This is a genomic window from Nonomuraea longispora, from assembly GCF_004348345.1.
Classification (GTDB): Bacteria; Actinomycetota; Actinomycetes; order Streptosporangiales; family Streptosporangiaceae; genus Nonomuraea; species Nonomuraea longispora.
On record NZ_SMJZ01000024.1, the window covers coordinates 1 to 21,929 of the forward strand.

General features: G+C 71.0%; 17 protein-coding genes. 10 read left to right on the forward strand and 7 right to left on the reverse strand.

Going from position 1 to position 21,929, the window contains the following annotated elements; all coding sequences use genetic code 11:
• Nucleotides 1-107: 107 nt before the first annotated feature.
• Both E1267_RS09250 and E1267_RS09255 read right to left on the reverse strand, forming a co-directional pair.
• Nucleotides 108-1,625 carry a PQQ-dependent sugar dehydrogenase gene (locus tag E1267_RS09250; RefSeq protein WP_132331798.1) on the reverse strand — a complete coding sequence of 506 codons (1,518 nt, stop codon included), beginning with the start codon at nt 1,623-1,625 and terminating at the stop codon, nt 108-110.
• A gap of 261 nt (nt 1,626-1,886) precedes the next feature.
• A complete protein-coding gene (locus E1267_RS09255) occupies nt 1,887-2,630 on the reverse strand; it encodes an SDR family oxidoreductase (RefSeq protein ID WP_132331800.1) in 744 nt (247 codons plus the stop codon).
• A gap of 124 nt (nt 2,631-2,754) precedes the next feature.
• Between E1267_RS09255 and E1267_RS09260 the strand changes: the two genes are divergently transcribed.
• Nucleotides 2,755-3,678: an RNA polymerase sigma-70 factor gene (locus E1267_RS09260; protein ID WP_132331802.1), complete on the forward strand. Its 924-nt coding sequence runs from the start codon at nt 2,755-2,757 to the stop codon at nt 3,676-3,678.
• A gap of 39 nt (nt 3,679-3,717) precedes the next feature.
• Here the strand turns inward: E1267_RS09260 and E1267_RS09265 are convergent, their stop codons facing one another.
• From E1267_RS09265 to E1267_RS09275, 3 genes are all read right to left on the reverse strand, one after another.
• Complete coding sequence (locus E1267_RS09265) at nt 3,718-6,501, reverse strand: heparinase II/III family protein (protein WP_132331804.1); 2,784 nt, start codon at nt 6,499-6,501, stop codon at nt 3,718-3,720.
• Nucleotides 6,502-6,590: 89 nt separating this feature from the next.
• A complete protein-coding gene (locus E1267_RS09270) occupies nt 6,591-7,400 on the reverse strand; it encodes an SAM-dependent methyltransferase (protein ID WP_132331806.1) in 810 nt (269 codons plus the stop codon).
• Between the two features lie 231 nt (nt 7,401-7,631).
• Nucleotides 7,632-8,234: a TetR/AcrR family transcriptional regulator gene (locus E1267_RS09275; protein WP_132331808.1), complete on the reverse strand. Its 603-nt coding sequence runs from the start codon at nt 8,232-8,234 to the stop codon at nt 7,632-7,634.
• A 77-nt stretch (nt 8,235-8,311) separates the two neighbouring features.
• Here E1267_RS09275 and E1267_RS09280 point away from each other — a divergent pair, with 77 nt between their 5' ends.
• The 4 genes from E1267_RS09280 to E1267_RS09295 all read left to right on the forward strand — a co-directional run bounded on the left by E1267_RS09280 (nt 8,312) and on the right by E1267_RS09295 (nt 12,649).
• Nucleotides 8,312-9,889, forward strand: coding sequence for an MFS transporter (locus tag E1267_RS09280; protein WP_132331810.1), 1,578 nt, complete (start codon nt 8,312-8,314; stop codon nt 9,887-9,889).
• A 31-nt stretch (nt 9,890-9,920) separates the two neighbouring features.
• Nucleotides 9,921-11,102 (forward strand): FAD-dependent monooxygenase, encoded by a 1,182-nt coding sequence (locus E1267_RS09285; RefSeq protein WP_132331812.1) that lies wholly within the window; start codon nt 9,921-9,923, stop codon nt 11,100-11,102.
• Nucleotides 11,103-11,208: 106 nt separating this feature from the next.
• Nucleotides 11,209-11,814 carry a flavodoxin family protein gene (locus E1267_RS09290; protein WP_132331814.1) on the forward strand — a complete coding sequence of 202 codons (606 nt, stop codon included), beginning with the start codon at nt 11,209-11,211 and terminating at the stop codon, nt 11,812-11,814.
• 256 nt (nt 11,815-12,070) lie between these two features.
• Nucleotides 12,071-12,649 (forward strand): NADPH-dependent FMN reductase, encoded by a 579-nt coding sequence (locus E1267_RS09295; RefSeq protein ID WP_132331816.1) that lies wholly within the window; start codon nt 12,071-12,073, stop codon nt 12,647-12,649.
• 38 nt (nt 12,650-12,687) lie between these two features.
• On the opposite strand, the gene E1267_RS09300 is transcribed toward E1267_RS09295, so the two are convergent.
• Nucleotides 12,688-14,058 carry an MFS transporter gene (locus E1267_RS09300; protein ID WP_132331818.1) on the reverse strand — a complete coding sequence of 457 codons (1,371 nt, stop codon included), beginning with the start codon at nt 14,056-14,058 and terminating at the stop codon, nt 12,688-12,690.
• Nucleotides 14,059-14,145: 87 nt separating this feature from the next.
• Between E1267_RS09300 and E1267_RS09305 the strand changes: the two genes are divergently transcribed.
• Nucleotides 14,146-14,820 carry a TetR/AcrR family transcriptional regulator gene (locus E1267_RS09305; RefSeq protein WP_132331820.1) on the forward strand — a complete coding sequence of 225 codons (675 nt, stop codon included), beginning with the start codon at nt 14,146-14,148 and terminating at the stop codon, nt 14,818-14,820.
• 39 nt (nt 14,821-14,859) lie between these two features.
• Here E1267_RS09305 and E1267_RS09310 read toward each other — a convergent pair whose 3' ends face one another.
• Nucleotides 14,860-17,865 carry an AfsR/SARP family transcriptional regulator gene (locus E1267_RS09310; RefSeq protein WP_132331822.1) on the reverse strand — a complete coding sequence of 1,002 codons (3,006 nt, stop codon included), beginning with the start codon at nt 17,863-17,865 and terminating at the stop codon, nt 14,860-14,862.
• A gap of 70 nt (nt 17,866-17,935) precedes the next feature.
• Here E1267_RS09310 and E1267_RS09315 point away from each other — a divergent pair, with 70 nt between their 5' ends.
• The 4 genes from E1267_RS09315 (at nt 17,936) to E1267_RS09330 (ending at nt 21,925) form a co-directional block, all read left to right on the forward strand.
• Entirely contained in the window at nt 17,936-18,697 is a 762-nt protein-coding gene (locus E1267_RS09315; RefSeq protein ID WP_132331824.1) for an SDR family oxidoreductase, read from the forward strand.
• Nucleotides 18,698-18,863: 166 nt separating this feature from the next.
• Nucleotides 18,864-19,610 carry an alpha/beta fold hydrolase gene (locus tag E1267_RS09320; RefSeq protein ID WP_132331826.1) on the forward strand — a complete coding sequence of 249 codons (747 nt, stop codon included), beginning with the start codon at nt 18,864-18,866 and terminating at the stop codon, nt 19,608-19,610.
• A complete protein-coding gene (locus E1267_RS09325; RefSeq protein WP_181957769.1) occupies nt 19,607-21,031 on the forward strand; it encodes a hypothetical protein in 1,425 nt (474 codons plus the stop codon). Before E1267_RS09320 ends, E1267_RS09325 begins: the two co-directional genes overlap by 4 nt.
• A gap of 75 nt (nt 21,032-21,106) precedes the next feature.
• Nucleotides 21,107-21,925, forward strand: a complete 819-nt coding sequence (locus E1267_RS09330) for an alpha/beta fold hydrolase (RefSeq protein ID WP_132331828.1) — start codon at nt 21,107-21,109, stop codon at nt 21,923-21,925.
• The last annotated feature ends 4 nt before the right edge of the window (nt 21,926-21,929 follow it).

Genomic DNA, 21,929 nt, shown 5'->3' on the forward strand with positions numbered 1-21,929 from the left:
GGTCGCTCGCATGCTGGTTGCTCCTTGGGGGACGTGGGGAGGCGCAGCGGGGCGGCGCCGAGCGCCGCGATCACACTATGTAGTTATACCATTGCACAGAGCTCCGGTCAGCGGTCGACGGCGCAGGTGTCCCTGTTGAGCGAGAACCGGCCCGGCAGAGACGTGTCGCCCGTGTGCTCGGCGAGATAGCCCAGCGTGACGCTGCCGCCGGGCGCGATGGAGCCGTTGTGGCCGGTGTTGACCGCGGTGACCACGTCGCCGCTCTGGGTGAGGTCGGTGTTCCAGTCGGAGACGATGCTCTGTCCGCGCGGAAGGGGGAACCGCAGCGTCCACCCGTTGATCGGCATGGTGCCGGTGTTGGTGACGGTGAGGTCGACGGTCATGCCGCCGCCCCAGGCCCGTGTGGTGTGCCCGATCAGGCAGGTCGGCTCGGCGCGTTCGAACGAGACGCGGTGCAGGCCACCGGGAAGATCGTTGACGACGTACAGTTCGCCCTCCGGCGTGGCGCCGAACGCGGTGACCTGCGTCGGCGTCTGGCCGATCTCGGCCTGGAGATAGCCGCCCGCGCCGTCCTCGCGCAGCGCCCACACGGTGGAGGAGCAGTAGTCGGTGGCGATGTAGGTGCCGCCGACCAGGTCGGCGAACTCCTCGCCGTGGTAGACCTGCCCGCCGATGACCGCGCAGCCGCCGGTGTGCGGGGAGTAGGTGAAGACCGGCTCGGTGTACTCGGCGTCGGAGCGGCACTGGGTCTCGTCGAACACCTCCAGCCCTTCGTAGCAGGACCAGCCGAGGTTCGCGCCGGCCTGCCGTCCCGGCTTGACGTGGTTGATCTCCTCCCAGCGGCCCTGGCCGACGTCGGCGATCCACATCGAGCCGTCCGCGGGGTCGATGGAGAACCGCCACGGGTTGCGCCCGCCGTACATCCAGATCTCCTCGCGCGCGCCCTCGACGCCGGCGAACGGATTGTCCTGAGGCACGCAGTAGGCCAGGTCGCCGCAGCTCCGGCTGACGTCGATGCGCACGATCTTGCCCAGCAGGGTGTCGAGGCGCTGCCCGGAGTCGAAGGGGTCGCCCGAGCCGCCGCCGTCGCCGATGCTCATGTACAGGTTGCCGTCGGTGCCGAAGGTGATCTGGCCGCCGTTGTGGTTGCTGTTCTCGGCGTGCTCCTGGGAGAGCAGGGGTTCGAGGCCGGCGTCGTCCAGCGCGTACCGCGCCAGGGTCACCGCGCCGTCCGGTAGCGCCGTGTAGGCGAGGTACAGGTCGTGGCTCTCGGCGAAGTCGGGCGCGAGGGCGATGCCGAGCAGCCCGCGTTCGTTGCCCGACTCGTCCACCGAAGCGGTGATGTCGATGATCGGGGTCGCGTCGAGACCGGTGTCCGGGTGGTAGACCCGCACGGTCCCGCGTTTCTCGGTGATGAACAGTCGATCCGTCCCGTCGTCGGGTGCGGCGATGGCCGTGGGGCGGCGTAAACCGAAGGCGACCTGGGTGGTGACCGTGTTGACCTCCTCCAGCGGCACGTCGGAGGCGGCCGGGACGGACGCGACCGTCGCCGCGGCGACCGGTGGGGCGAGCAGCGGCAGGGTCAGGGCGAGCAGTGCGGGGGCGGCCCAGCGTTTTCCTGGCATGGCGGGACTCCAAGAGGCGAGGCGTCGTCGGATCGGACGGTATCGGCTCGCCCGCCGTCCCAACCAGGGCGGCGATCACGACGTACGCGAGGAGCCGCCACGCCAGGCCGTGGACGCTCTCTGACCTGCGGCGATGCGGACACGTTCCGGCGCCCCGCCACCGGCCGCATGAAACGTACATCGCCCGGCGTGTGGCGGCCGCCACGACGACATCGGCGACGCCTCAGCCGATACGGCGCCGGCCCATGACCGACGGGCGGCTCACCAGGCGATGGGGCCGAGGCGGTCGCTGAAGGTGCCGGTGGGGCCGTCGGGGCCGATCGTCGCGAGCCTGACGTACGAGTCGGTGCCCTCGGTGACCGTCAGCTTGCCCGTGTGGTGGTTCATGTCGGTGGCGGCGTAAGCGTGGTTGACGACCTCGCCGGGTGTGACGGCGTTGAACCTGATCTCCGGGAGCGCCTGGGCGTACCTGACGGTGATCATGTTGAGCGCGGCCTTCGACGAGCTGTAGGCGAGTTCGTGGATCTTCGAGGAGGGCTGCTCGGGATCGGTCACGACCGCGAAGGAGCCGACGGCGCTCGACACCATCACCACCCGCGGATGGTCCGCCGCCCGCAGCAGGGGGAGGAACGCGTGCGTGACCCTGATCGGCCCGTACACGTTGGTGTCGTAGACGGAGTGGATCTCGTCGGCGGTCGCGTCCGCCGGCGCGACCGCCCTGCCCGACGCTCCGGCGTTGTTGATCAGTACGTCCAGCCGGTCGGTGTGCTCCCGGACGAGCCGTACGGCGCCGGCCACCGAGGCGTCGGAGGTCACGTCCAGCGGGACCATGACCACGTTCGTGCCCTCGCGGGAGAGCTCGGCGGCGGACGCCAGGCCCCGGCCCTCGTCGCGTGAGCCGAGAAAGACCCGCCATCCTCGCTGCCCGAGCCGCCTGGCCGCTTCGAGACCGAGTCCCTTGTTGCCTCCGGTGACCAGCACCGAGGTCGTGTCCGCGTTCGTCATGCCCTCTGGGACGACGTGGCCCGCCCGGTTGTGACACGGGTGAATGCCATGATGCGATGTCACAGAACGACCGGCACTCTCGTCTCGTGTACGGAGACCGACCCCGAGCACGAACTGGACAGGCATGACGCGAGAGCAGGAATTCGAGGAGCTGCGACCGCTGCTGTTCTCGATCTCTTACCGGATCCTGGGCAGCGTGACGGAGGCGGAGGACGCCGTCCAGGAGACGTGGCTGCGCTACGCGACCGCCTCGGCGCAGCCGCGATCCCCCAAGGCCTTCCTGTCGGCGACGGTCACCAGGCTCTCGATCGACGTGCTGCGCTCCGCCCGGGTCCGCCGGGAGGAGTACATCGGGCCGTGGTTCCCCGAACCGCTGCTCGCCGACCCGTACGAGGACCCGGAACGTTCCGCGGAGCTGGCCGACTCGGTGTCGATGGCGGCGCTGCTCCTGCTGGAGCGGCTGACTCCGCTCGAACGTGCGGTCTTCGTGCTCAGGGACGTGTTCAGGTTCGAGTTCGCGGAGGTCGCCTCGGCGGTGGGGCGCTCGGAGGCGGCCTGCCGGCAGCTCGTGTCGCGGGCCCGCCGTCACATGCAGGAGGGTCAGCCCCGCTTCGACGCCGACCGCGGGAAGCGTGAGGAGCTCGCCGGACGGTTTCTCGACGCGCTCAAGGAAGGCGATGTCGACGCTCTGCGCGAGCTGCTCGCCGCCGACGTGCAGCTGGTCAACGACGGCGGGGGCAAGGTCGGCGGTCCGCGCCGCGTCTGCGGGGTGGAGAAGGTCATCAGGGTTCTGGCCGCCAACGTGCCGCTGTTCATCACCCGGACCGGTGCGGTGGTGGAACCGCGCGAGGTGAACGGCCAGCCCGGCGCGATCCTGCGCGACCCCGGCGGCAATATCCTTACCGCCTGGGGGCTCGACATCCTCGACGAACGCATCCAGACCATCCGTTCACTGGTCAATCCGGACAAGCTCCGGCACCTGGGCCCGGTCGCGGATGTCGGCGCGATCGTGCGCGAGGCGAAGCAGGACCGCCGGCGGCCGGTCTGAGGTCGCGTGCCGCGAAGAACGGCACGCGGCCTCAGGTCGTCAGCGCGCCGCCGCCGCGTAAATGAGCGAGCCGGCCCGGTGGAAGGGCACCTGCGTGCCGTTGAGGACGACCTTGGCGGCGTCCGCCGTGGTGATCGCGATGGCCCGCGCCGGGTCGGTGCTCGCCTTCAGCCCGGCGCCGTCGATGCGTACGGTGCCGTCCTTGCCGATCGCCACGGCCAGGTCCTTGACCGGCGTCGGCGACGTGACCAGGGCCGCGCCGTCACGCTTGACCGACGTGCCGTCCACCAGCATGATCGACTGCCCGGCGGCGCCGGTCTCGGCGTAGAGCAGCTTGCCGTCGAACGTGTACGCCCCGAAGGAGCGGGACGCCCGGGTCGTCCATGACTTGTAGTAGACCGCTTCGCCCCGCTCGCCGAGCTTCAGGCCCAGCGCGGTCGCCTGGTGCGCCGGAGTGGAGCCGACGGGGATGCGCTCCACCGCCACCGTGCGGTCCGCCGCACCCTTGGACGGCAGCAGGAGGGTGTCGAAGGTGGTCCGGCCCGCGGTCGTCTTGACGTAGGACGCGTACTTGGCGTTCTCCACCCGGTACATGGCCGGGGCGTAATACCCGTCGCGCAGCGAGGCGGACACCCTGCCCGGATCGGCGGGCACGACGGTGATGTTGGCGCCGTCGCCGAAGGCCGTCGTCGCCGCCTTCTGCCCCGACCCGAGCGAGAGGTTCGCGTCCGGGGTGAAGTGCCAGTTCTGCTCGTATCGGTGCGAGGCGTTGTCCGAGGGCTTCAACCGGTCGGAGACCAGCCACAGGCCCGAGGACAGCGACAGGACCGACCGTTCGTGCAGCGCCCCCTTGGAGGCTTCGGTGTGCGCGCCGACCAGGCTGAAGGACGAATTGGAGATCAGGCTGGTGATCGCCCCGGCGGCCGTCGACACCTGCGCCTGGTCGTCGATCTCGATCGTGTTGTGCGACTCCGTGCTCTTCCGCAGCCAGGTCGCGCGCGGGTCCGAGGCGTAGGTGAACGTCCCCATGTCGGGCAGCAGCGGCCTGCCGTAGGCGTAGGCGGTGATGGCCAGTTCGTCCGTGTGGCTGTGGTTGCCCCGGTCGGCGTTGATCCGCAGGTAGGAGTCCTCGGGGCTCCAGCCGGACCTGGCCACCGCCACGCGGGTGTCGGGATAGAGCGCCGAGGTGTGCGCGGGCTTCTTCCCGGAGGCGCCTGAAGTGCCGACATGGATCAGCTCCTCGTCGTCGACCAGCTCTCCCAGCCTTCTGAGGGTCGAGCGGACATCCCTCGGCTCGCTGTCGCCGTACACGGGGCCGTAGCCGTTGGGGTAGGTCTGGTCCATGAGGAAGCGGCCCAGCTTCCGGAGTCTGGCCCTGGCCGCTTCGCTGAAGGCGAGGCCGTGCTCGCTCATGAACAGTGCGAGGTCCACGTACTGGGAGGCGTAGGCGCGGGCGTATCCGTCCGTCGCCTCCCAGTAGCCACCGTCGGCGTACGTGGACTCGTCGAGCAGCCGCTCCAGGGAGGTGACCGCGTTGGCCTTCCACTGCGGAGCCCTGGAGAACTCGGGGAAGTACACGGCGGTGTGCAGCAGCGCGGCCTTCTGGGTCTGCCGCCAGTTGTGCGCGCCCTGTTCGCTGGTCTCCAGGTGCGCGGCGGACCTGTTCAGCGCCTTGAGGATCTCGGTGTTGGCCTCGGGTGTCAGCGACGGGCTCGTGCGCAGGATCTCGTACGCCGCGATCCAGTTCTGCACGCGCCGCGCCACGGACAGGCTGTTCGGGTACGCCCCCGCCCCGTCGGCCACATAGGTGTCGGCGTCCTTGACGAAGTCGGTCATCAGGTCGATGAGCGTGCCGGCGTGCTTCTTGTCGCCGGTCTGCCGGTAGGCCTCGGCCAGAGGGCCGGCGAAGTAGAAGCGGGGCAGCTGGACCAGATATTCCTTGTCGGCGCCCGCCGGCTGCTTCCAGTCGAACCCTCCCGGGTCGCCCTGCCAGGAGTAGGTGTACTGCACGGTGTTGGACCAGGTGCGGGAGGCCTCGGTGAAGGTGTCGCCGTTGCCGTACAGCATGACGTCCTTCTTCGCGTCGGCCGAGCCGGTCAGCGAGAGCTCGGCCTTCTTCACCTCGGGCAGCCCGGCGAGGTCGAACTGCAGGTACGCCTTGCGCGTCTCCGCGCTGAACGGGCCCCTGCCCTGGTCACTGACCTGCATCAGGTATTTGTCGCCGTACGCGGTGCCGGGGTGGCCGGCCCAGATGTAGGTGTCGTGCGACGGGCGTAGGGTCCTCTCCGACCCGTCGGCCAGCGTCAGGCGGAGCGTGGGGGTGCCTGAGCTCTTCTCGCTGGTGCCGAAGCGCGCGATGACCGGATCCTTGTACCGGCTCATCAGGAAGAACCCGGTCCTGCCTTCCTTGACGCTGGTCGTCACGTCGGCCTTGACCGTCGTCTCCTGCGGGCCGACCGTCAGCGTCGTGAGGTAGACCTCGCCGGTGTCCAGCGTCCAGATGTGGTCGGGCGTCAGCTCCAGGACCCCAGGCCAGGCGGAGTGCGAGAAGCGGCCCGCCGACATGGCGGGACGCTCGCGGAAGTGATCGAGCAGCTTCTGCTTGGCCAGGCCGTAGTCGCCATCTTTGACCGCGCGCCGCACCTCGTCCAGCCCCTCGTCGTAGGCGACGCGCGGGGCCGTCACCCAGGCGCCGTTGCTCCACTTGCCGAAGAACTCGGCGTCCGACAGGGATGCCGCAGCGGCCTGGGGCCCAGGCACCAGCAGGGCAGCGACCAGTGTGAGGGGGGCGAACGTCCTGGGTAAGGATCTGCGGGGAGACACGTCCGCGAGAGTAGGAGCCCCCGGTATATCCCGGGTATGTCGGCGATCCGAGCCCGGCCCTCACCTGGTCGGCACGGCAGGGGTGGTGCTCATGACTTGCGGACGACACCGCACCACTGGTCGACCTCGACCGGCAGGCTGCCGTCCCACTCCGGCTCAGGACGCCACCGCGAGCACGAGACCCAGCCCGGCTCCACCATGTCGTAGCCGGTGAAGAACTGGGCGATCCGCTCGGGCGTGCGCAGCTTCAGCTTCGGCTGGGCGTCGATGTTCCACACGCGCACCGCCTCGGCCGTGGCCTCGCCGTTGACCGCCGTGGTGGTGTTGGCCACCGCCACGTAGCTTCCCGACGGCACCGCGGCCATCAGCTCGTCGATGATCCGCTGCAGCTCGTCGTCGTCGTTGACGAAGTGCATGATGCCCAGCAGCATGATCGCCACCGGTTGGGTGAAGTCCAGCGTCTTGGCGGCTTCGCGCAGGATGAGGGAGGGGTCACGCGCGTCGGCGTCGATGTAGGAGGTGGCGCCCTCCTCCGAGCTGGTCAGCAGGGCGCGCGCGTGCACGAGCACCAGGGGGTCGTTGTCGACGTACACGACCCGCGACTCCGGCGCGATCTGCTGCGCCACCTCGTGCGTGTTGTCCTGGGTGGGCAGCCCGGTGCCGATGTCGAGGAACTGCCGGATGCCCGCCTCGGCGGTCAGGAAGCGTACGGCCCGCCCCAGGAACAACCGGTCGGCTCGCGCGAGCTCGACCACCACCGGGAAGATCTCCTTGACCCGGTCGCCGACCTCCCGGTCGACGGGGAAATGGTCCTTGCCGCCCAGCCAGTAGTTCCAGATCCGTGCCGTGTGAGGCACATGCGGCTTGAGTTTCTGTTCGCTCAGGCTCTCGTCAGCCATGACCCAATCCTCTAAGTGGCTCGAAAATGCCGGTGTCCAGTCTAGGCGGACTTATCGATCTCTATCCCGTATGCGCACCCGGGAGCGATCTCAGAATGTCGACGATCTCCTGGGCCTCCTGGGCCTCCTGGGCCTCCTGGGCGCGCGGCGCGAAGTGCGGGACGTTCACGGCTTCCTGGTCACACCGAGCGATAGTACATGTGTCTCATATGCACGTCTTGTACAAACGTCTCAAACGGCTCGGTCGGAGGCGGGCTCCCGCTGCCCGGCGGAGGCGATGGTGCGCACCGCGAGGGCGAGGTCCTCGCCGGAGGGGACGCCGCCCGGGTCGGTCATCCACTGCACGATCAGGCCGTTCATCAGCAGGTAGTAGAGGGTGGCGACGGCGCGCGCCGGCGCGTTGCCGACGTCGTGCTCGGACTGCCGGTAGCGGTGGGTGAACTCGTCGATGGCGTCGGCCTGGGCCTTGGCGAACGTCTCCCGCAGCTCCGGCACGTGCGCGAGCTGGCCGAGGTTCTCCAGGGCGGCGACGATGACCTGCCGGTGTTGCGGAAACGAGTCGATCATGTGGGTCCACGTCGCCTCGAACCGTTCGGCCGCGTCCTTCCCGGAGGCGGCGGCGCGCAGCGCGCGACCGAACTCCTCGCCCAGCCCTTCCGCGGTCGCGTCGTAGAGCGCCGCGTTGAGCAGCTGTTCCTTCGAGCCGAAGTGATAGCCGATGGCGGCCAGGCTGGTCCCCGCCGCGGTCGCGATGTCGCGAGCCGTGGTGCGCGCGTAGCCCTTCTCGAGCAGACAGCGCTTGGCTCCGGCGAGCAAGTCTTCACGGTTACCCATACCCGCAGACCCTATCAAACGAAAGTCTCAGACAATGTCTTGCACATATGTCTTAGACGTCCATATGGTGGCGAGGTATGAGACAGCTCAACACGACAGCAACAGGCAGAGAACGGGCCGGGCTGGCCGTCCTCCTCCTCGTGTGCACGCTGGCCGGCGTGGACCTGGGAGCCAACCTCCTAGCCGTGAACGAGCTCACCCGGCAGCTCGACATGAGCGCCACTCAGAAGTTGTGGGTTCAGGACGTCTACACGTTCGTCATGGCGGGGCTCCTGGTCGCGATGGGCGGGCTGGGCGACAGGATCGGCCGCCGCCGGCTGCTGATGCTGGGCGCCGCGGGCTTCGCCACGGCCTCATTCGTCGCGGCGTTCGCCACGTCCGCCGCACTGCTCATCGCCGCCCGCGCGGCACTCGGCGTGGCGGGGGCGACGCTGATGCCCTCCACGCTCGGGCTCATTCGCGGCATGTTCCACGTGCCCGAACAGCGCAGGGCCGCCATCGCCGCGACCGTGGCGGGCGTCACCGTCGGCTCCGCCGTGGGCCCGCTCGTCGGCGGCGTGCTGCTGGCCGTCACGGCCCGGCCGACGTCGGTCTACCTGATCAGCGTTCCCGGCATGCTCGCCCTGCTCGTCCTCGGCCGGTTCCTGCTGCCGGAGGTCCGCAACCCCGAAGCGCCGCCGTTCGACCTCGTCAGCGCCGCACTCTCGGTGGGCGCCGTGTTCCCGGTGGTGTACGGCCTCAAGACCATGACCGGATCGGGCGTCGGCCCGCTGTCCATCGCCGCCGTGCTCGCCGGCGGAGCGTTCGCGTCCGCGTTCGTGACCAGGCAACTGTCGCTCCAGAGGCCCCTCATCGACCTGTGGTTGCTGCGGCACCCCACCTTCGGCGCCGGGATCGTGCTCAACCTGCTCGTCATGTTCGTCCTGATGGGCTTCTCGCCTCTGCTGATGGAGTACCTCCAGGCGGGAGCGGGCCTCGACCCGGCGGGGGCCGGGCTGGTCCAGCTCGCCTCGCCGGTGGTGATGGTGCTCGCCATCACGGGCGCCACGCTGCTCGCCAAGCGCGGCGTGCGTACGGGCACCCTCATGATCGGGGGCTTCGCCGTGGCCACCCTCGGCATGCTGGCACTCACCCAGGTCACGGCCGGCACCGGAGCGCTGCTCGTCATGGTGGGCGCGAGCCTGCTCGCCGCCGGCGCCGGAGTGGCGACCGCGCTGGTCGCCGACACGATGGTCGCCACCGCGCCCCAGGAGAAGGCGGCGGCCGCCGGCGCGCTGTCGGAGACGGGCAAGGAGCTCGGCTCCGCGCTCGGCATGGCCGTGCTGGGCTCCATCGGGGCCGCCGTCTACAGCGCCCGGGTGGGCGACGCGGCTCCCGACGCCGTACCCGCGGCCGCGCTCGACGCCGCCCGCGAGACCATCGGCGCCGCGCTGGCCGCGGCCGCCGAACTCCCCGGCGGTGCGGGCGCCGCGCTGGCGGAGGTCGCGCGGCAGGCGTCCGCGCAGGCCATCAACGTCGTCGGGGTGGCCGGCGCGGTGACCCTGATCGCCGGAGTGATCATCGCCGCCGTCTCCATGCGCCGCACTCCGCGGCACGCCGTATCCGCGACGACCAAGCCGCAGACCGGCCGTCTTTCCCCCTCCGGCCGCCGCTGAACGACGACGTCCGACAGAAAGTGAGACGACAATGCGCAACCAGACCATCCTCATCTCCGGCGGCGGCATCGCCGGTCCGGCGCTGGCCTTCTGGCTGCGGCGTTTCGGGTTCGCCCCGACCGTCGTGGAACGGGCGCGGGGCCCCCGGGACGGAGGCCAGGCGGTCGACTTCCGCGGCGCCGCCCTCGAAGTGACCCGGCGCATGGGCCTCTACGACGCCATCCACCGGGCGCGCACAGCGATGGGCGCGGTCAGCTACGTCGACGGCCTGGGCAGACACCGGGCCACGCTGCCCGCCGAGATCATGAGCGGTGAAGTGGAGATCCTCCGCGGCGACCTCGTGCACATCCTGCACGACGCCACCAGGAACGACACCGAGTACCTCTTCGGCGACTCCATCGCCGCGATGGACACCGGCGACGACGGCGTCGCCGTGAGCTTCGCCTCGGGCGCGACCCGTACCTTCGACCTCGTCGTGGGCGCGGACGGGCTGCACTCGAACGTGCGCGCACTGACCTTCGGCGACGAGTCGCAGTTCAGCCGCTACCTGGGCTACCACCTGTCGATCTTCTCCGTGCCCAACTTCCTCGGCCTCGAATACACCGGGCACTTCTACAACGTGCCGGGCAAGCTCGCGGGGATGTACAGCGCACGGGACAACACCGAGGCCCGCGCCCTGTTCTACTTCGCCTCGCCGCCGCTCGGCTACGACCACCGCGACGACGAGCAGCAGAAGAAGATCCTGGAGCAGAGGTTCGCCGGGGAGTCATGGGAGGTGCCCCGGCTGCTGAAGGAGATGCGGAACGCCCCCGACTTCTACTTCGACTCCACCACGCAGATCCGGCTGCCCTCCTACTCGCGCGGCCGCGTCGCCCTGCTCGGCGACGCGGGATACTGCGCGTCCACCCTGTCGGGCGGCGGCAGCGGCCTGGCCGTGGTCGGTGCGTACGTGCTGGCCGGCGAGCTGGCACGGGCCCGCGGCGACCACGAGACGGCCTTCGCCCGCTACGAGTCGCGGATGCGCGGCTACGTCGACGCCAACATGAAGCTGGCCGAGGGCGCGGGCAACTGGCTCGTCCCGCCGTCCGGCACCTGGATCCGGATGCGCAACCTCAACTACCGGCTGCTGCCGTACATGCCGTGGAAGGGCCTCATCACCAAGACGGCGAGCCAGGCCGCGAACGCCATCGAGCTGGAGGACTACGGACCCTGACCCGCCGGAGACCCACGCGGGCGCGCACTCAGGCCGCGCCGTTTACTTCCCTGATCGCGGGTATGGGCAGGAGCCCGTACGAGTCGATCAGCGCGGAGGTCACCGCATGCGAGCCGTCGTCGTCAACTGCACTCTGAAGCCGGCCCCTGAACCGTCGAACACGGGCTCGCTCGCCGACGTCGTCGCCGGCGAGCTGCGGGAGCGCGGCGTCGGCACCGAGACGTACCGGGCGGTCGACGAGAACATCCTGCCCGGGGTGGAGACGGACATGGGAGAGGGCGACGGGTGGCCGAGGATCCACCGGAGCCTGCTCGACTCCGAGATTCTCATCGTCGCCACCCCCACCTGGGTGGGACACCCGTCGTCGGTGGCCCAGCGGGTGATCGAACGGATGGACGCCATGTTGTCGGAGACGGGCGACGACGGGCGCCCGGTGGCCTACAACCGCGTCGCCGGAGTCGTCGTCACCGGGAACGAGGACGGCGCGCACCACGTGATCAGCGAGATCGCCGGCGCGCTGATCGACATCGGCTACACGATCCCCGGCCAGTCCTGGACCTACTGGCATCTCGGCCCTGGTCCCGGGCCCAACTACCTGGACTCCGAGCAGGGCCGCGAATGGTCGCACAAGACCGCCCGCGCCATGGCGTCCAACCTGTACGCCGTCGCCCAGGCCCTCGCCGCCTGGCCGGTGCCGCCCCCGCCGAGCTAGCCCGCGCGTCGCCGTACGTCGGGTCAGCCCCTGGGCGGGACGGGGTCGTTGCCGGGGGCGATCGTGCGCTGGTCGCGTACCTGGCCGTCGACGCCGTGGACGCGCAGCTCGACGCCTTCCCCGCCCGCCGGCGATGAAACGGCGGGCGAGGTCGTACGGCTGATGGGAAAATTGCGGAGCGAAACGCTCCGGGATAGTGTGCGCTCTGTCGGAGCGAACCGCTCCGATATCTCAGGACGGAAGGGAATGACGACTCGTGATCAATGTCGCGATCATCATCGGCAGCACGCGTCCCGGGCGTAATGGGGAGGCGGTGGCGCGCTGGATCCACGATCTCGCCGCGCGACGTGACGACGCCCGGTTCGAGCTCGTGGACCTCAAGGACTTCGGCCTGCCGCACCTCGACGAGGCGCTGCCGCCCGCGATGGGCCACCGCGACCTTCCCCACACCAGGAAGTGGGCCGGCAAGGTCGCGTCCTTCGATGCGTACGTGTTCGTCACGCCCGAGTACAACCACTCGATCTCCGGCGCGCTGAAGAACGCCATCGACTTCCTCTATGGCGAGTGGCACAACAAGGCGGCGGGATTCGTCGGTTACGGGAGCGTGGGCGGCACGCGGGCGGTGGAGCACCTGCGCCTGATCATGGGCGAGTTGAAGGTGGCCTGCGTGGGCTCTCAGGTCGCGCTGTTCCTGGGCAGCGACTTCGAGAACTTCAGCACGTTCAAGCCGGCGGCTCACCGGGTGCACGCCGCCACAGAGATGCTCGACGAGGTCGTCGCCTGGGGCGGCGCGATGAAAGGGCTGCGCGAGGGCGCGACGCCGGCGCGGACCTGACCCGCGGCACTTCCGGGTTGCTGCGCCCTTGCGGGCGGTCATCTCGTGCGGTCGAGCGGCTGATCGATCTCGTCGCGCGGGAGGCGGGCGACCGTGACGGCCAGTGCGGCGGCCACCATGGGAACGACGCCCGCAACCAGGAAGATCCATTGATTTCCCCAGGTGGCCGCCGCCGGCCCGGCCAGGGCCATCGACAGGGGAGCCATGCTCAGTGAGACGAAGAAGTCGAGGCTGGAGACCCGGCCGAGCATGGCGGGCGGCACCCGGCGCTGCAGGAGCGTCCCCCAGATGACCATCGCGCCGGAGGTCAGGGCGCCGTGGACGAAAAGCGCGGCCATCATGATCCACAGCCGGTCGGTCGACCCGAGAGCGAGGAGGGGAAGGCAGCCCGCGGCCCAGGCCAGCAGCATGACCGACAGGTAGCGGCGGGGGAGGGGAAGCGCGGACATCGTGAGCGAGCCGACCACCCCGCCGATACCTCTGCAGGCGAGGGCGAGAGCGAACTCCCGCGGCCCGCCCATTCCCTGGTCGCGGACGACGAACGGCAGCAGGACCTGGACCGGCCCGTTGGTGACCAGGACGAACGTGACGGCGAACGCGAGCGTCGCGATCAGCCAAGGAGTCGAGTGAAGGTAGGCGAACCCGGCGCCGAGGTCGCCCACCGCCGACCGGACGTGGCCACCCGCGCGCGAGATGCGGGAGCGCGTCACAGGCCGGGGTTCGGGGGTCGCGCGCGTCTCCGGTCCACGTACGCCCGTCGAGGCCGGCTCGAAACGGCGTATGCCGATCGCGCACGCCGCGGCGAGGAGATGCGCGCCGGCGACTCCCGCCAGGGCCGTGCTCGGCGCGAAGAGGCTGATCAGCGCGCTGGCGGCGGCGGGCCCGAGCACGTGCATCAGCGTCGGTCTCAACATGCTCTCGATCCCGTTGGCCGCGAGCAGATCGTCCTCGGCGACCGCGGCGGGAACGAGCGCCGAGTAGGCGGGATAGAAGAATCCGTCCGCGATCCCGAGGGCCGCGGCGACCGCGACGAGTTGTGCCGGGGTGAGCAGGCCCATCGTGCCGGTGACCGTGGCCGAGCCGACAGCCACCGCCTTGGCGAGCTGGCTGATCAAAATGATGCGCCGCCGAGACGCTCGGTCGGCGACGACACCTCCCAGCAGGGCCGTACCGACGAGCCCGATGCCGCTCGCGGCGGCGATCAGGGAGAGCTCGGACGGGCCCGCCCCTATGGCGATCACCTGCCACGCCACCGTGACCGCCCACATGCCGCTGCCGGCCAGGCTCAGGGCGAGCGACGCCGACAGGAGGCGGTAGTGACCCGTGCGGTACGGCCGGAAGGGCCGGGGCAGGCGGCTGCGCCGGGGGGCGGGCTCGCTGTCCCCGATGTCGGATGTGCTGGCGGCCATGGGGCTCCTTCAGTTGCGGAGTGATTCGCTCCGCACAAGACCATAGACGCGGAGCAGAACACTCCGCAAATGGGTAGACTGCACGGCATGACACGTTCGCGTTCATGGCGCAGCGAGGAGGTCGCCAGGAACGACCGGGCTTTGCTGAGGGCGGCCCGCGAGGTGCTGGCGGTGGACGGCGCGCACGCGTCGGTGGCGGCGATCGCGGCTCGGGCCGGCGTCGGAGTGGGCTCGCTCTACCGGCGCTACCGTACGAAACAGGAGCTGTTCCAGCGGCTGTGCCTGATCGCCCTGCGGGAATACCTCGACGCGGCGAACGAGGGCCTTGCCATGGACGACACCTGGCAGGGCCTGATGCACTACGCGATGGCGTCCATCCGGTCGGGCCCGGGTTCGCTGGCGCCGGCGGCCGGCACCTTCGACGTCACCGACGAGATGACCGAGCTGGCGCGGCGGGGTGATCGCGCGGTGGCCGAGCTCGTCCAACGCGCGCACAGGGCGGGGGTGCTCCGCGCCGGGGTGACCGCGGTCGACCTCGAACTGCTCATCGAACAACTGTCGAAGTCCCCCTTGCAGGAGCAGCTGCAGTGCCAAGGCCGGACCGAGCTGTACGACGCCGCCCTGAACGCGCGAGAGCGCATCATCACCATCGCGCTCGACGGCCTACGCGCCGGGCCGGCGGGTGCGCTGCCGGGCCAGGCCCCTGGTTACGAGCTGTTCACCATGAGATGGGCGCCGCCGGAGGGCGAAACCGCCGAGTGACGGCGACGTCACCCATCGAGGCATACCGGCCGTACGACATCAGGGCCCGAGCGTGCCAAGCGCTGTCCGCAGGACTGCGGTGATGCGGTCGACGTCGCCGCGTTCGGCGGGTGGGAGCGGTGCGCCCACACTCTCGCGCAATCGGAAGGCCTCGTTCAGCAGCCGGGCCGCCTCCTCGTGGCGGCCCGCCAGGCTGTGCGCTCCGGCCAGTCCCTCGTAGGCGAGGGCGACCGCCCGCGGATCGCCGGTGGCGGAGGCGGCCGCAAGGCCCTGCTCGTGCAGCTCCAGCGCCACGGGGGCGTCGCCGCGCTGCTCGGCGACGAAGCCCAGCTCGGCGAGGATGAGCGCCGCGCCGTTCTCCGCGTCGAACTCCCGGTTCCAGTCCAGCCAGGCGCGCAGGCGCTTCTCCGCCTCGTCGAGCCGCCCCTGACGGCGGGCGGCGAGGGCGAGGCCCACCTCCGCGAACTCCTGGGCGCGCCGGTCGGCGTGCGTCACGGCCAGCCGCCGGCCGCGTTCGTGCAGCTTGTCGGCGCGTGCGAAGTCGCTGGACAGCAACGCGATCCGGCCCAGCTCCGACCAGCGCACGGACACCTCACCCCACAGGTCGAGGCTCTCTGCGAGAGCCAGGCCCTCGCGGTGCCGGGCCTCCGCTGCGTGGTAGTCACCCACGATCTCGGCGAGCCTGCCGAGCACGCCGATGGCCTGGAGCCGTCCCCACTGGTCGCGGGCCTCCGTGAACAGCGCCAGCCCCTCCTCGGCGTCGAGCCGCGAGCCGGCGATGTCCCCGCGCACGTAACGGTGCAGGCCCCGCACCGTTAGCGATGCCGCGATGCCCCAGCGATCTTTCTTGTCCCGGAAGTCGTCAAGGGCACGCCGGTTCAGCTCCTCGGCTGCCTCCAGGGAACCGAACAGCGTCTCCGCGTACCCCAGGAACCACCTGGCCCGTCCCGACGCCTCGACGGGGGGACGGCCCCGCCATGGCTCCCCGGTGAGCAGCGTCATCCCGGCCAGCCAGGCGCCATCGTCATCCGTCTCGAGCGCGAGAGCCAGCGAGCGCCTGGCCTCGGCGAATCGGCCGCGCAGCAACCAGTACCAGGCCATCCTCCGCACCAGACGTCTGGCGAGGTGCTCGTCGGCGGTGTCGAGCGCGGCGCGCAGGTTGGCCGCCTCGGCGTCAAGACGGCGCAGCCACCGCTGCTGGTCGCCGCCGCGCAGGTGCGCGTCGGCGCGTTCGGCCAAGGAGACGTAGTAGCGGGCGTGCGCCTGGCGCAGGGCTTCGTGCTCGTCCTCCGGCAGCTTCTCCAGGCAGTACGCGGCGACGGATTCCAGCAGCCGGTAACGGGGCGGGTCGTCGCCTGTCACGACCAGGAGCGACCGGTTCACGAGACTGGCCAGCAAGTCCACGACCTCGGCGGGCTTCACGCCGCGGCCGGAGCAGAGCGCCTCGGCGGCCTCCAGCGCGCAGCCGTCCCGGTGGATCGCCAGGCGGCCCAGCACGGCCCGCTCGGCGCCGGTCAGCAGGTTCCAGCTCCAGTCGATCACAGCCTTGAGCGTCCGCTGACGGGCCGGGGCGTCGCGGCGGCCGCCGACCAGCAGTCCGAACCGGTCGTCGAGCCGGTGGGCCAGCTCCGTCGTGCCCAGCACGCGCACTCGGGTGGACGCCAGCTCCAGGGCGAGCGGGATGCCGTCCATGCGACGGCAGATCGTGGCCACAGCCTCGGCGTTCTCCGCCGACACGGCGAAGCCCGGTGAGGCGGCGGCCGCCCGTGCCACGAACAACCGGACCGCGCTCGACTGGGCGACCTCCTGCGGGCCGGCTCCCGCTTCCGGCACGTCGAGGGGCGGAACAGGCCACTGCCGCTCGCCTGCGATGCCCAGCGGCTCGCGGCTAGTGGCGAGGATGCGTACGCCTGGCGCGCGGCGCAGCAGCAGTCCGGCCAAACCCGCCACCGCGTCGATGACGTGCTCGCAGTTGTCCAGGACGAGCAGGAGCCGCCGCCCGCGCAGCGCCTCGGCCAGCCGGTGGGAGACACCGGACGGCGACGGCTCGTCCCGGAGCCCGAGCACGAAGGCCACCGCCTCCGAGATCCTTTCCCCATGTGGCCGCTCCCCGCCGAGTTCCACGAGCCACACCCCGTCGGGAAAGGCTTCGGCCTGCGCGTGCCCCACCTCCAGCGCGAGCCGCGTCTTGCCGACTCCGCCCGGTCCTGTCAGGGTGACCAGGCGTTCTTCGTTCAGCAGGCCCCGCACGTCCGCGGCGGCCCGTGACCGTCCGACCAGGTCGGTCAGCGGCTCGGGGAGGTTGCCTTGGGGCGGCCGGTCGGCGAATTCCTGGCGCAGGATCTGCTGCTGCAGTTCGATCAGCCCGGGGCCCGGCTCCAGGCCCAGATCCTCGTTGAGGACGCGGCGTGCGTCCTGGAAGACGTCAAGCGCGGCGCTCGCGCGTCCCGCGCCGTATAGGGCGCGCATGTGGGCGGCGCGCAGTCGCTCGCGCAGCGGGTGGCCGCGCGTCAGCTCGGCGAGTTCGCTCACCAGCGGGCCATGATCGCCCAGTTCGAGGCGCGCCTCGGCGTAGTCCTCCCACGCCAGCAGACGCTGTTCTTCCAGCCGCGCAGCAGCCGCCCGCGCGAACGGTTCGTCGGCGAATCCGTCGAACGCCTGCCCCCGCCAGAGCCCGAGCGCTTCGGAGAACATCTCAGCCTGTACGCGTGGGTCACCGGCGGCGCGGGCACGGTCGGCCAGCGCGACGAAACGCACCGCGTCGACCGTCTCGTCCTCGACGTTCAGCAGGTAGCCAGGCGGACGGCGCAGCACGGCCTCCGCGCCGAGCACGGCGCGCAGCCGGGACACGAGGGTCTGCACGGCGCGCACGGGATGGGCCGGAGGCCGGTCCCACAGTTCGTCGGCCAACCGGTCGGCCGAGACCACCCGCCCCGGGTTCGCCAGCAACGCCGCCAGCAGGGCGCGGACCTTGGCCTCGGGCACAGTGACCTGCCCGCCGTCCGCCCTCCATACCGTCAGCGGACCGAGCACCCCGAAGCGCATCGAATCATCGTATTCGGCGCCGAAGACGAACCGAAGACCGATCGAACGCGTGGTCCGCGACAGTCTCTCCATGAGCCGATTCACCGACAAGAAGGCCATCGTCACTGGTGGCACGCACGGCATGGGACGGGCGATCGTCGAGGCGCTGCTCGACGAGGGTGCGGAAGTCCTGTTGACCGGCAGGAACGAGCAGACCCTCGAAGAGGCCCGGACCGCGTTGAAGGGCAGGGCCGCGAACGTCGTCCGATCGGATGCGGCGAGTGCGGCCGACGTCGCGGCGCTCGCCGAGCAGGCCCACGACGTGCTCGGCCGCCTCGATCACCTCTTCGTCAACCATGGCTTCGCCTCCTTCGCCACGCTGGACGAGGTGACGGAAGAGGCGTGGGACCGGCACTTCGACGTCAACACGAAGGGCGCGTTCTTCACCGTCCAGGCGCTCGCCCCGCTGCTGGCCGACGGCGGGTCGATCGTGTTCACCACGGTCGCCAACGACGTGGTGTTCCCCGGCATCAGCGCCTATTCGGCGTCCAAGGAGGCGACGCGGGCGTTCGCGCACGTCCTGGCCGTCGAGCTGCTGCCGCGCAAGATCCGGGTCAACAGCGTCGCACCCGGATACATCAAGACGCCGACGATGGGCGTGGCGGGCCTGACCGAGGAGCAGCGCCGGGAGTTCGAGCGGCAGGGCGACATCTCCACGCCGCTCAAGCGGATCGGCACGGTCGAGGAGGTCGCGAGGGCGGCCCTGTTCCTTGCGGCGGACGCGACTTTCACGACCAATGTCGAGCTCGCCGTGGACGGCGGCTTCGCGCAGGGACTGGGAACGGAGGAATGAACGTCATCGACAGCCCGGAGCCTCGGTGACCGAGCACGTCCGGCGCTACATCGCCACCGACGGAGCTTGCCGCCTTTGCCGCCCCCCGTCGATGAAACGGCGGGCGGCGTTGTTCAGGTGATCGGCCGGCGGGTAGGGGGAGCGGCCTCAGGAGAGGAGGCCAGGGGTGTCGCTTCAGCGGCAGGACCACGTGGTGGGTGATCTGAAGGTCGCCGGCCACCGCAGGCGCGGGCCGGGGCAGGCGGTCGTCTGCGTGCACGGCGCCGGCGTGTCCAGCAGGGAACTGCTGCCGCTCGTCGACGTGCTCGGCGAACGATATGACGCCTGGGCGATCGACCTGCCCGGGTTCGGGGCGAGCGGCAAACCGGACCGGCCACTGGTGCTGCCGGCGCTGGCCGACGTGGTGGCCGCCTGGGCGGAGCGCACGGGCCTGGAACGCCCGTGCCTCCTCGGCGTCTCGTACGGCTGCCAGGTGGTCGTGGACGTGGCCGTGCGCCATCCCGAGACGGCCGCCGCCCTCGTGCTGGCCGGGCCGACCGTGGACCCGCGCGGACGATCGCCGTGGCGGCTGGCCGCTCAGTGGCTGCGCAACGCGCCGGGGGAGAGCCCGCGCATGATGCCCCTGAACGTCGCCGACTACCGTGACGCCGGGCCGCGCACCGTGCTCGCGGCCTTCGGGGAGTCGATCCGCGACCGGGTCGAGGACAAGCTGCCGCTCGTCACCGTGCCCGCCCTGGTCATCAGGGGCGGCAAGGACCGGATGGTGCCGCAGGCGTGGGCCGAGGAGGTGACCAGGCTGCTGCCGTACGGGCGCCTTGAGGTCATGGACGGGCTGCCGCACATGACGGTGTATCGCGACCCCCGGCGCGTCGCGGCCGCGGTCGCCGGGTTCCTGTCGGAGGTGGCGGTGTGAAACCGGGAAGAGTGGTCGCGTCGTTCGACTCGGCGACCGGCATGTTGCGGGCGCTGTCGCGGTTCCTGCACGGCCGTGACGTGCCGCTCATCGGCCAGGGCCCGCCCGCCGCGGAGGCGTGGGCGGCGGCGCTGTTGGGCGCGGCCAACAGGCTGCCGCGCGGGGTGAAGGAGCGGGCGTACGCCGCGAGCGGGTGGGCGGAGGCCGTACCGCTGCGCCGGGTGGGCGGCATCCGCTCCGGCGAGCTGGCGCGGTGGGTCACCGGGCACTATCCGCGCCGGCGCAGCGACGTCGCGTTCGTCGGATCGGCGAACGGCGCCATGATGCACCTGTGCGCGGCCCTGGGCGCGCCCTGGCTGCCGCAGACGCTGCTGATCCCGGTACGCCGCCACGGCGTGCACCCGGACGAACCGCGCGCCGACCTGCTCCGCACCCAGGAGGCCGGCCAGGCCCTCGTCTCCGCGAACCCGGACCTCGTCCTGCACCAGATGCACGACGCCAACCAGGACCGCCTGATGATCGCGGGCATGTCGTACTTCCGGGTCAAGTGGCGCCGCCTGCCCGCGGCCTACCGCGAGCACCTGGAGCAGACCCTGGAGTCCGGCGCGACGCTGGTGGTCGCCGACTGCGAGCTGCGCTGGCCGGTGACCCGGGTCGGCCCCCGGCACGTCTTCCAGCATGGGGCGCCCGGCGGCGCGACCCCGGACGAGTACCGGCATGGCGGTCCCCGCGTGGCCGGCTACCTGCGCCGTTACGGCTCGCCGCACCGCAGGTGGGACTACCCGGAGGCGGACGGGGAGAGCCCGGAGGCGGAGTGGGGGTTCGAGCCCGAGCTGCTGGCCGACCTGCGGGAGCTGGCCGCGCGCAACGGCTGGCGCCTGGCCCGCATGAGCTTCGCCGAGCCCGAGCGGCTCAGCCCGGTGGTGGCCGACCTGTACCGGGAGTGGTACCGGCGGCGCGGCCTGCCGGCCGACCGGCTGCTGGCCGAGTGTTTCCTGCTGCTCGAACCGTGGTGGACGCTGCGCAGCGGGTCGGTGCCGTACTGGATGGTCTTCAACTCCGAGCCGTCGCGCGCGAGCCTGGACGCCTACCTCGACGCGGCCGGCCCGTTCGAGGAGATCAGGCTGCTGCTGTTCTCCCACGGCGTGGAGTCCGTCGGGCTGGCCACGATCGGGCAGTGGCGGGAGACGCTGGCCCGTGCGACCAAGCTCGGCGTGTTCACCGGTGTGGACACGCGCGCCTACCCGCGCGACTTCGCCGGCCTCGTCCGCGCGCACCAGGAGCTCGCCCGGATCAGGGCCACCGTCCCCATGCCGCTGCCGATGCGCTGGGAGACGGCGGAGAAGTTCCTCACCGACCGCGACGAGCTCCGCTGGGACATCGAGGAGCCCACGGCCGCGGACGGTTCACCGGGGCGCTGACGGCACGGGTCAGAGCGTTCGTGACCAGGACACCGGCCGGCTGCGAGGCCGGGACGGTGACTAGGGTGGGTGGGCATGGAGCTGACCGAGCGTTTCGACTGGCAGGGACGGCGGATCGCCTGGGGGAGGGCGGGATCCGGCCCCGCCGTGGTGTTCTGCCACGGCACCCCGTTCTCGTCGCTGGTGTGGCGGCCCTTCGCCGAGGCGTTGAGCCGTGACTTCACCGTTCACCTGTGGGACATGCCGGGCTACGGCCGGTCGTCGAAACACGCGGGGCATCCGGTCGGCTTCGGCGTGCAGGCCGAGGCGTTCGCGGCCCTGCTCGCGCACTGGGGGCTCGACCGGCCTCACGTGATCGCGCACGACTTCGGCGGAGCGGTCTCGCTCCGCGCTCATCTGCACGGCGGCGTTCCTTACGCCTCGCTCATGCTCGTCGACGTGGTGGCCATCCCGCCCTCCGGTTCGCCGTTCTTCACGTACGTCGGGGAGAACCCCGACCTGCTCGGCCGGTTGCCGGCCTACGTCCACGAGGCGATCCTGCGCGCCTACATCCAGGGCGCCAGCCATCGCGGCCTGCGCGACGCCGACCTCGACCAGCTCGTCCGACCCTGGACCGGGGACGACGGCCAGCCCGCGTTCTACCGGCAGATCGCCGGTTACGACGAGCGTTTCCTCGAGGAGAACGAGCGCGAGCTGGGCCGCATCGACATCCCCGTACGCATCCTGTGGGGCGCCCAGGACACCTGGCTGTCCAGCGACATCGGCCACCGGCTGCGGAAACTGATCCCGGGCGCCGACCTCGCGCTGATCGACGGCGCCGGCCACCTGATGCAGTACGACGCGCCCATCCCGCTGATGGACCAGATCCGCACCTGGCTGCCCCCGCGTTCCTGACCTC

Excerpts from the sequence above, each read along its gene's own strand:
- E1267_RS09315 (WP_132331824.1), top strand. The coding sequence starts at position 17,936 with ATGAGCCGATTCACCGACAAGAAGGCCATCGTCACTGGTGGCACGCAC.
- E1267_RS09310 (WP_132331822.1), bottom strand. The coding sequence starts at position 17,865 with ATGCGCTTCGGGGTGCTCGGTCCGCTGACGGTATGGAGGGCGGACGGC.
- E1267_RS09330 (WP_132331828.1), top strand. The coding sequence starts at position 21,107 with ATGGAGCTGACCGAGCGTTTCGACTGGCAGGGACGGCGGATCGCCTGG.
- E1267_RS09250 (WP_132331798.1), bottom strand. The coding sequence starts at position 1,625 with ATGCCAGGAAAACGCTGGGCCGCCCCCGCACTGCTCGCCCTGACCCTG.
- E1267_RS09280 (WP_132331810.1), top strand. The coding sequence starts at position 8,312 with ATGAGACAGCTCAACACGACAGCAACAGGCAGAGAACGGGCCGGGCTG.
- E1267_RS09300 (WP_132331818.1), bottom strand. The coding sequence starts at position 14,058 with ATGGCCGCCAGCACATCCGACATCGGGGACAGCGAGCCCGCCCCCCGG.
- E1267_RS09305 (WP_132331820.1), top strand. The coding sequence starts at position 14,146 with ATGACACGTTCGCGTTCATGGCGCAGCGAGGAGGTCGCCAGGAACGAC.
- E1267_RS09290 (WP_132331814.1), top strand. The coding sequence starts at position 11,209 with ATGCGAGCCGTCGTCGTCAACTGCACTCTGAAGCCGGCCCCTGAACCG.
- E1267_RS09270 (WP_132331806.1), bottom strand. The coding sequence starts at position 7,400 with ATGGCTGACGAGAGCCTGAGCGAACAGAAACTCAAGCCGCATGTGCCT.
- E1267_RS09285 (WP_132331812.1), top strand. The coding sequence starts at position 9,921 with ATGCGCAACCAGACCATCCTCATCTCCGGCGGCGGCATCGCCGGTCCG.
- E1267_RS09275 (WP_132331808.1), bottom strand. The coding sequence starts at position 8,234 with ATGGGTAACCGTGAAGACTTGCTCGCCGGAGCCAAGCGCTGTCTGCTC.
- E1267_RS09260 (WP_132331802.1), top strand. The coding sequence starts at position 2,755 with ATGACGCGAGAGCAGGAATTCGAGGAGCTGCGACCGCTGCTGTTCTCG.
- E1267_RS09255 (WP_132331800.1), bottom strand. The coding sequence starts at position 2,630 with ATGACGAACGCGGACACGACCTCGGTGCTGGTCACCGGAGGCAACAAG.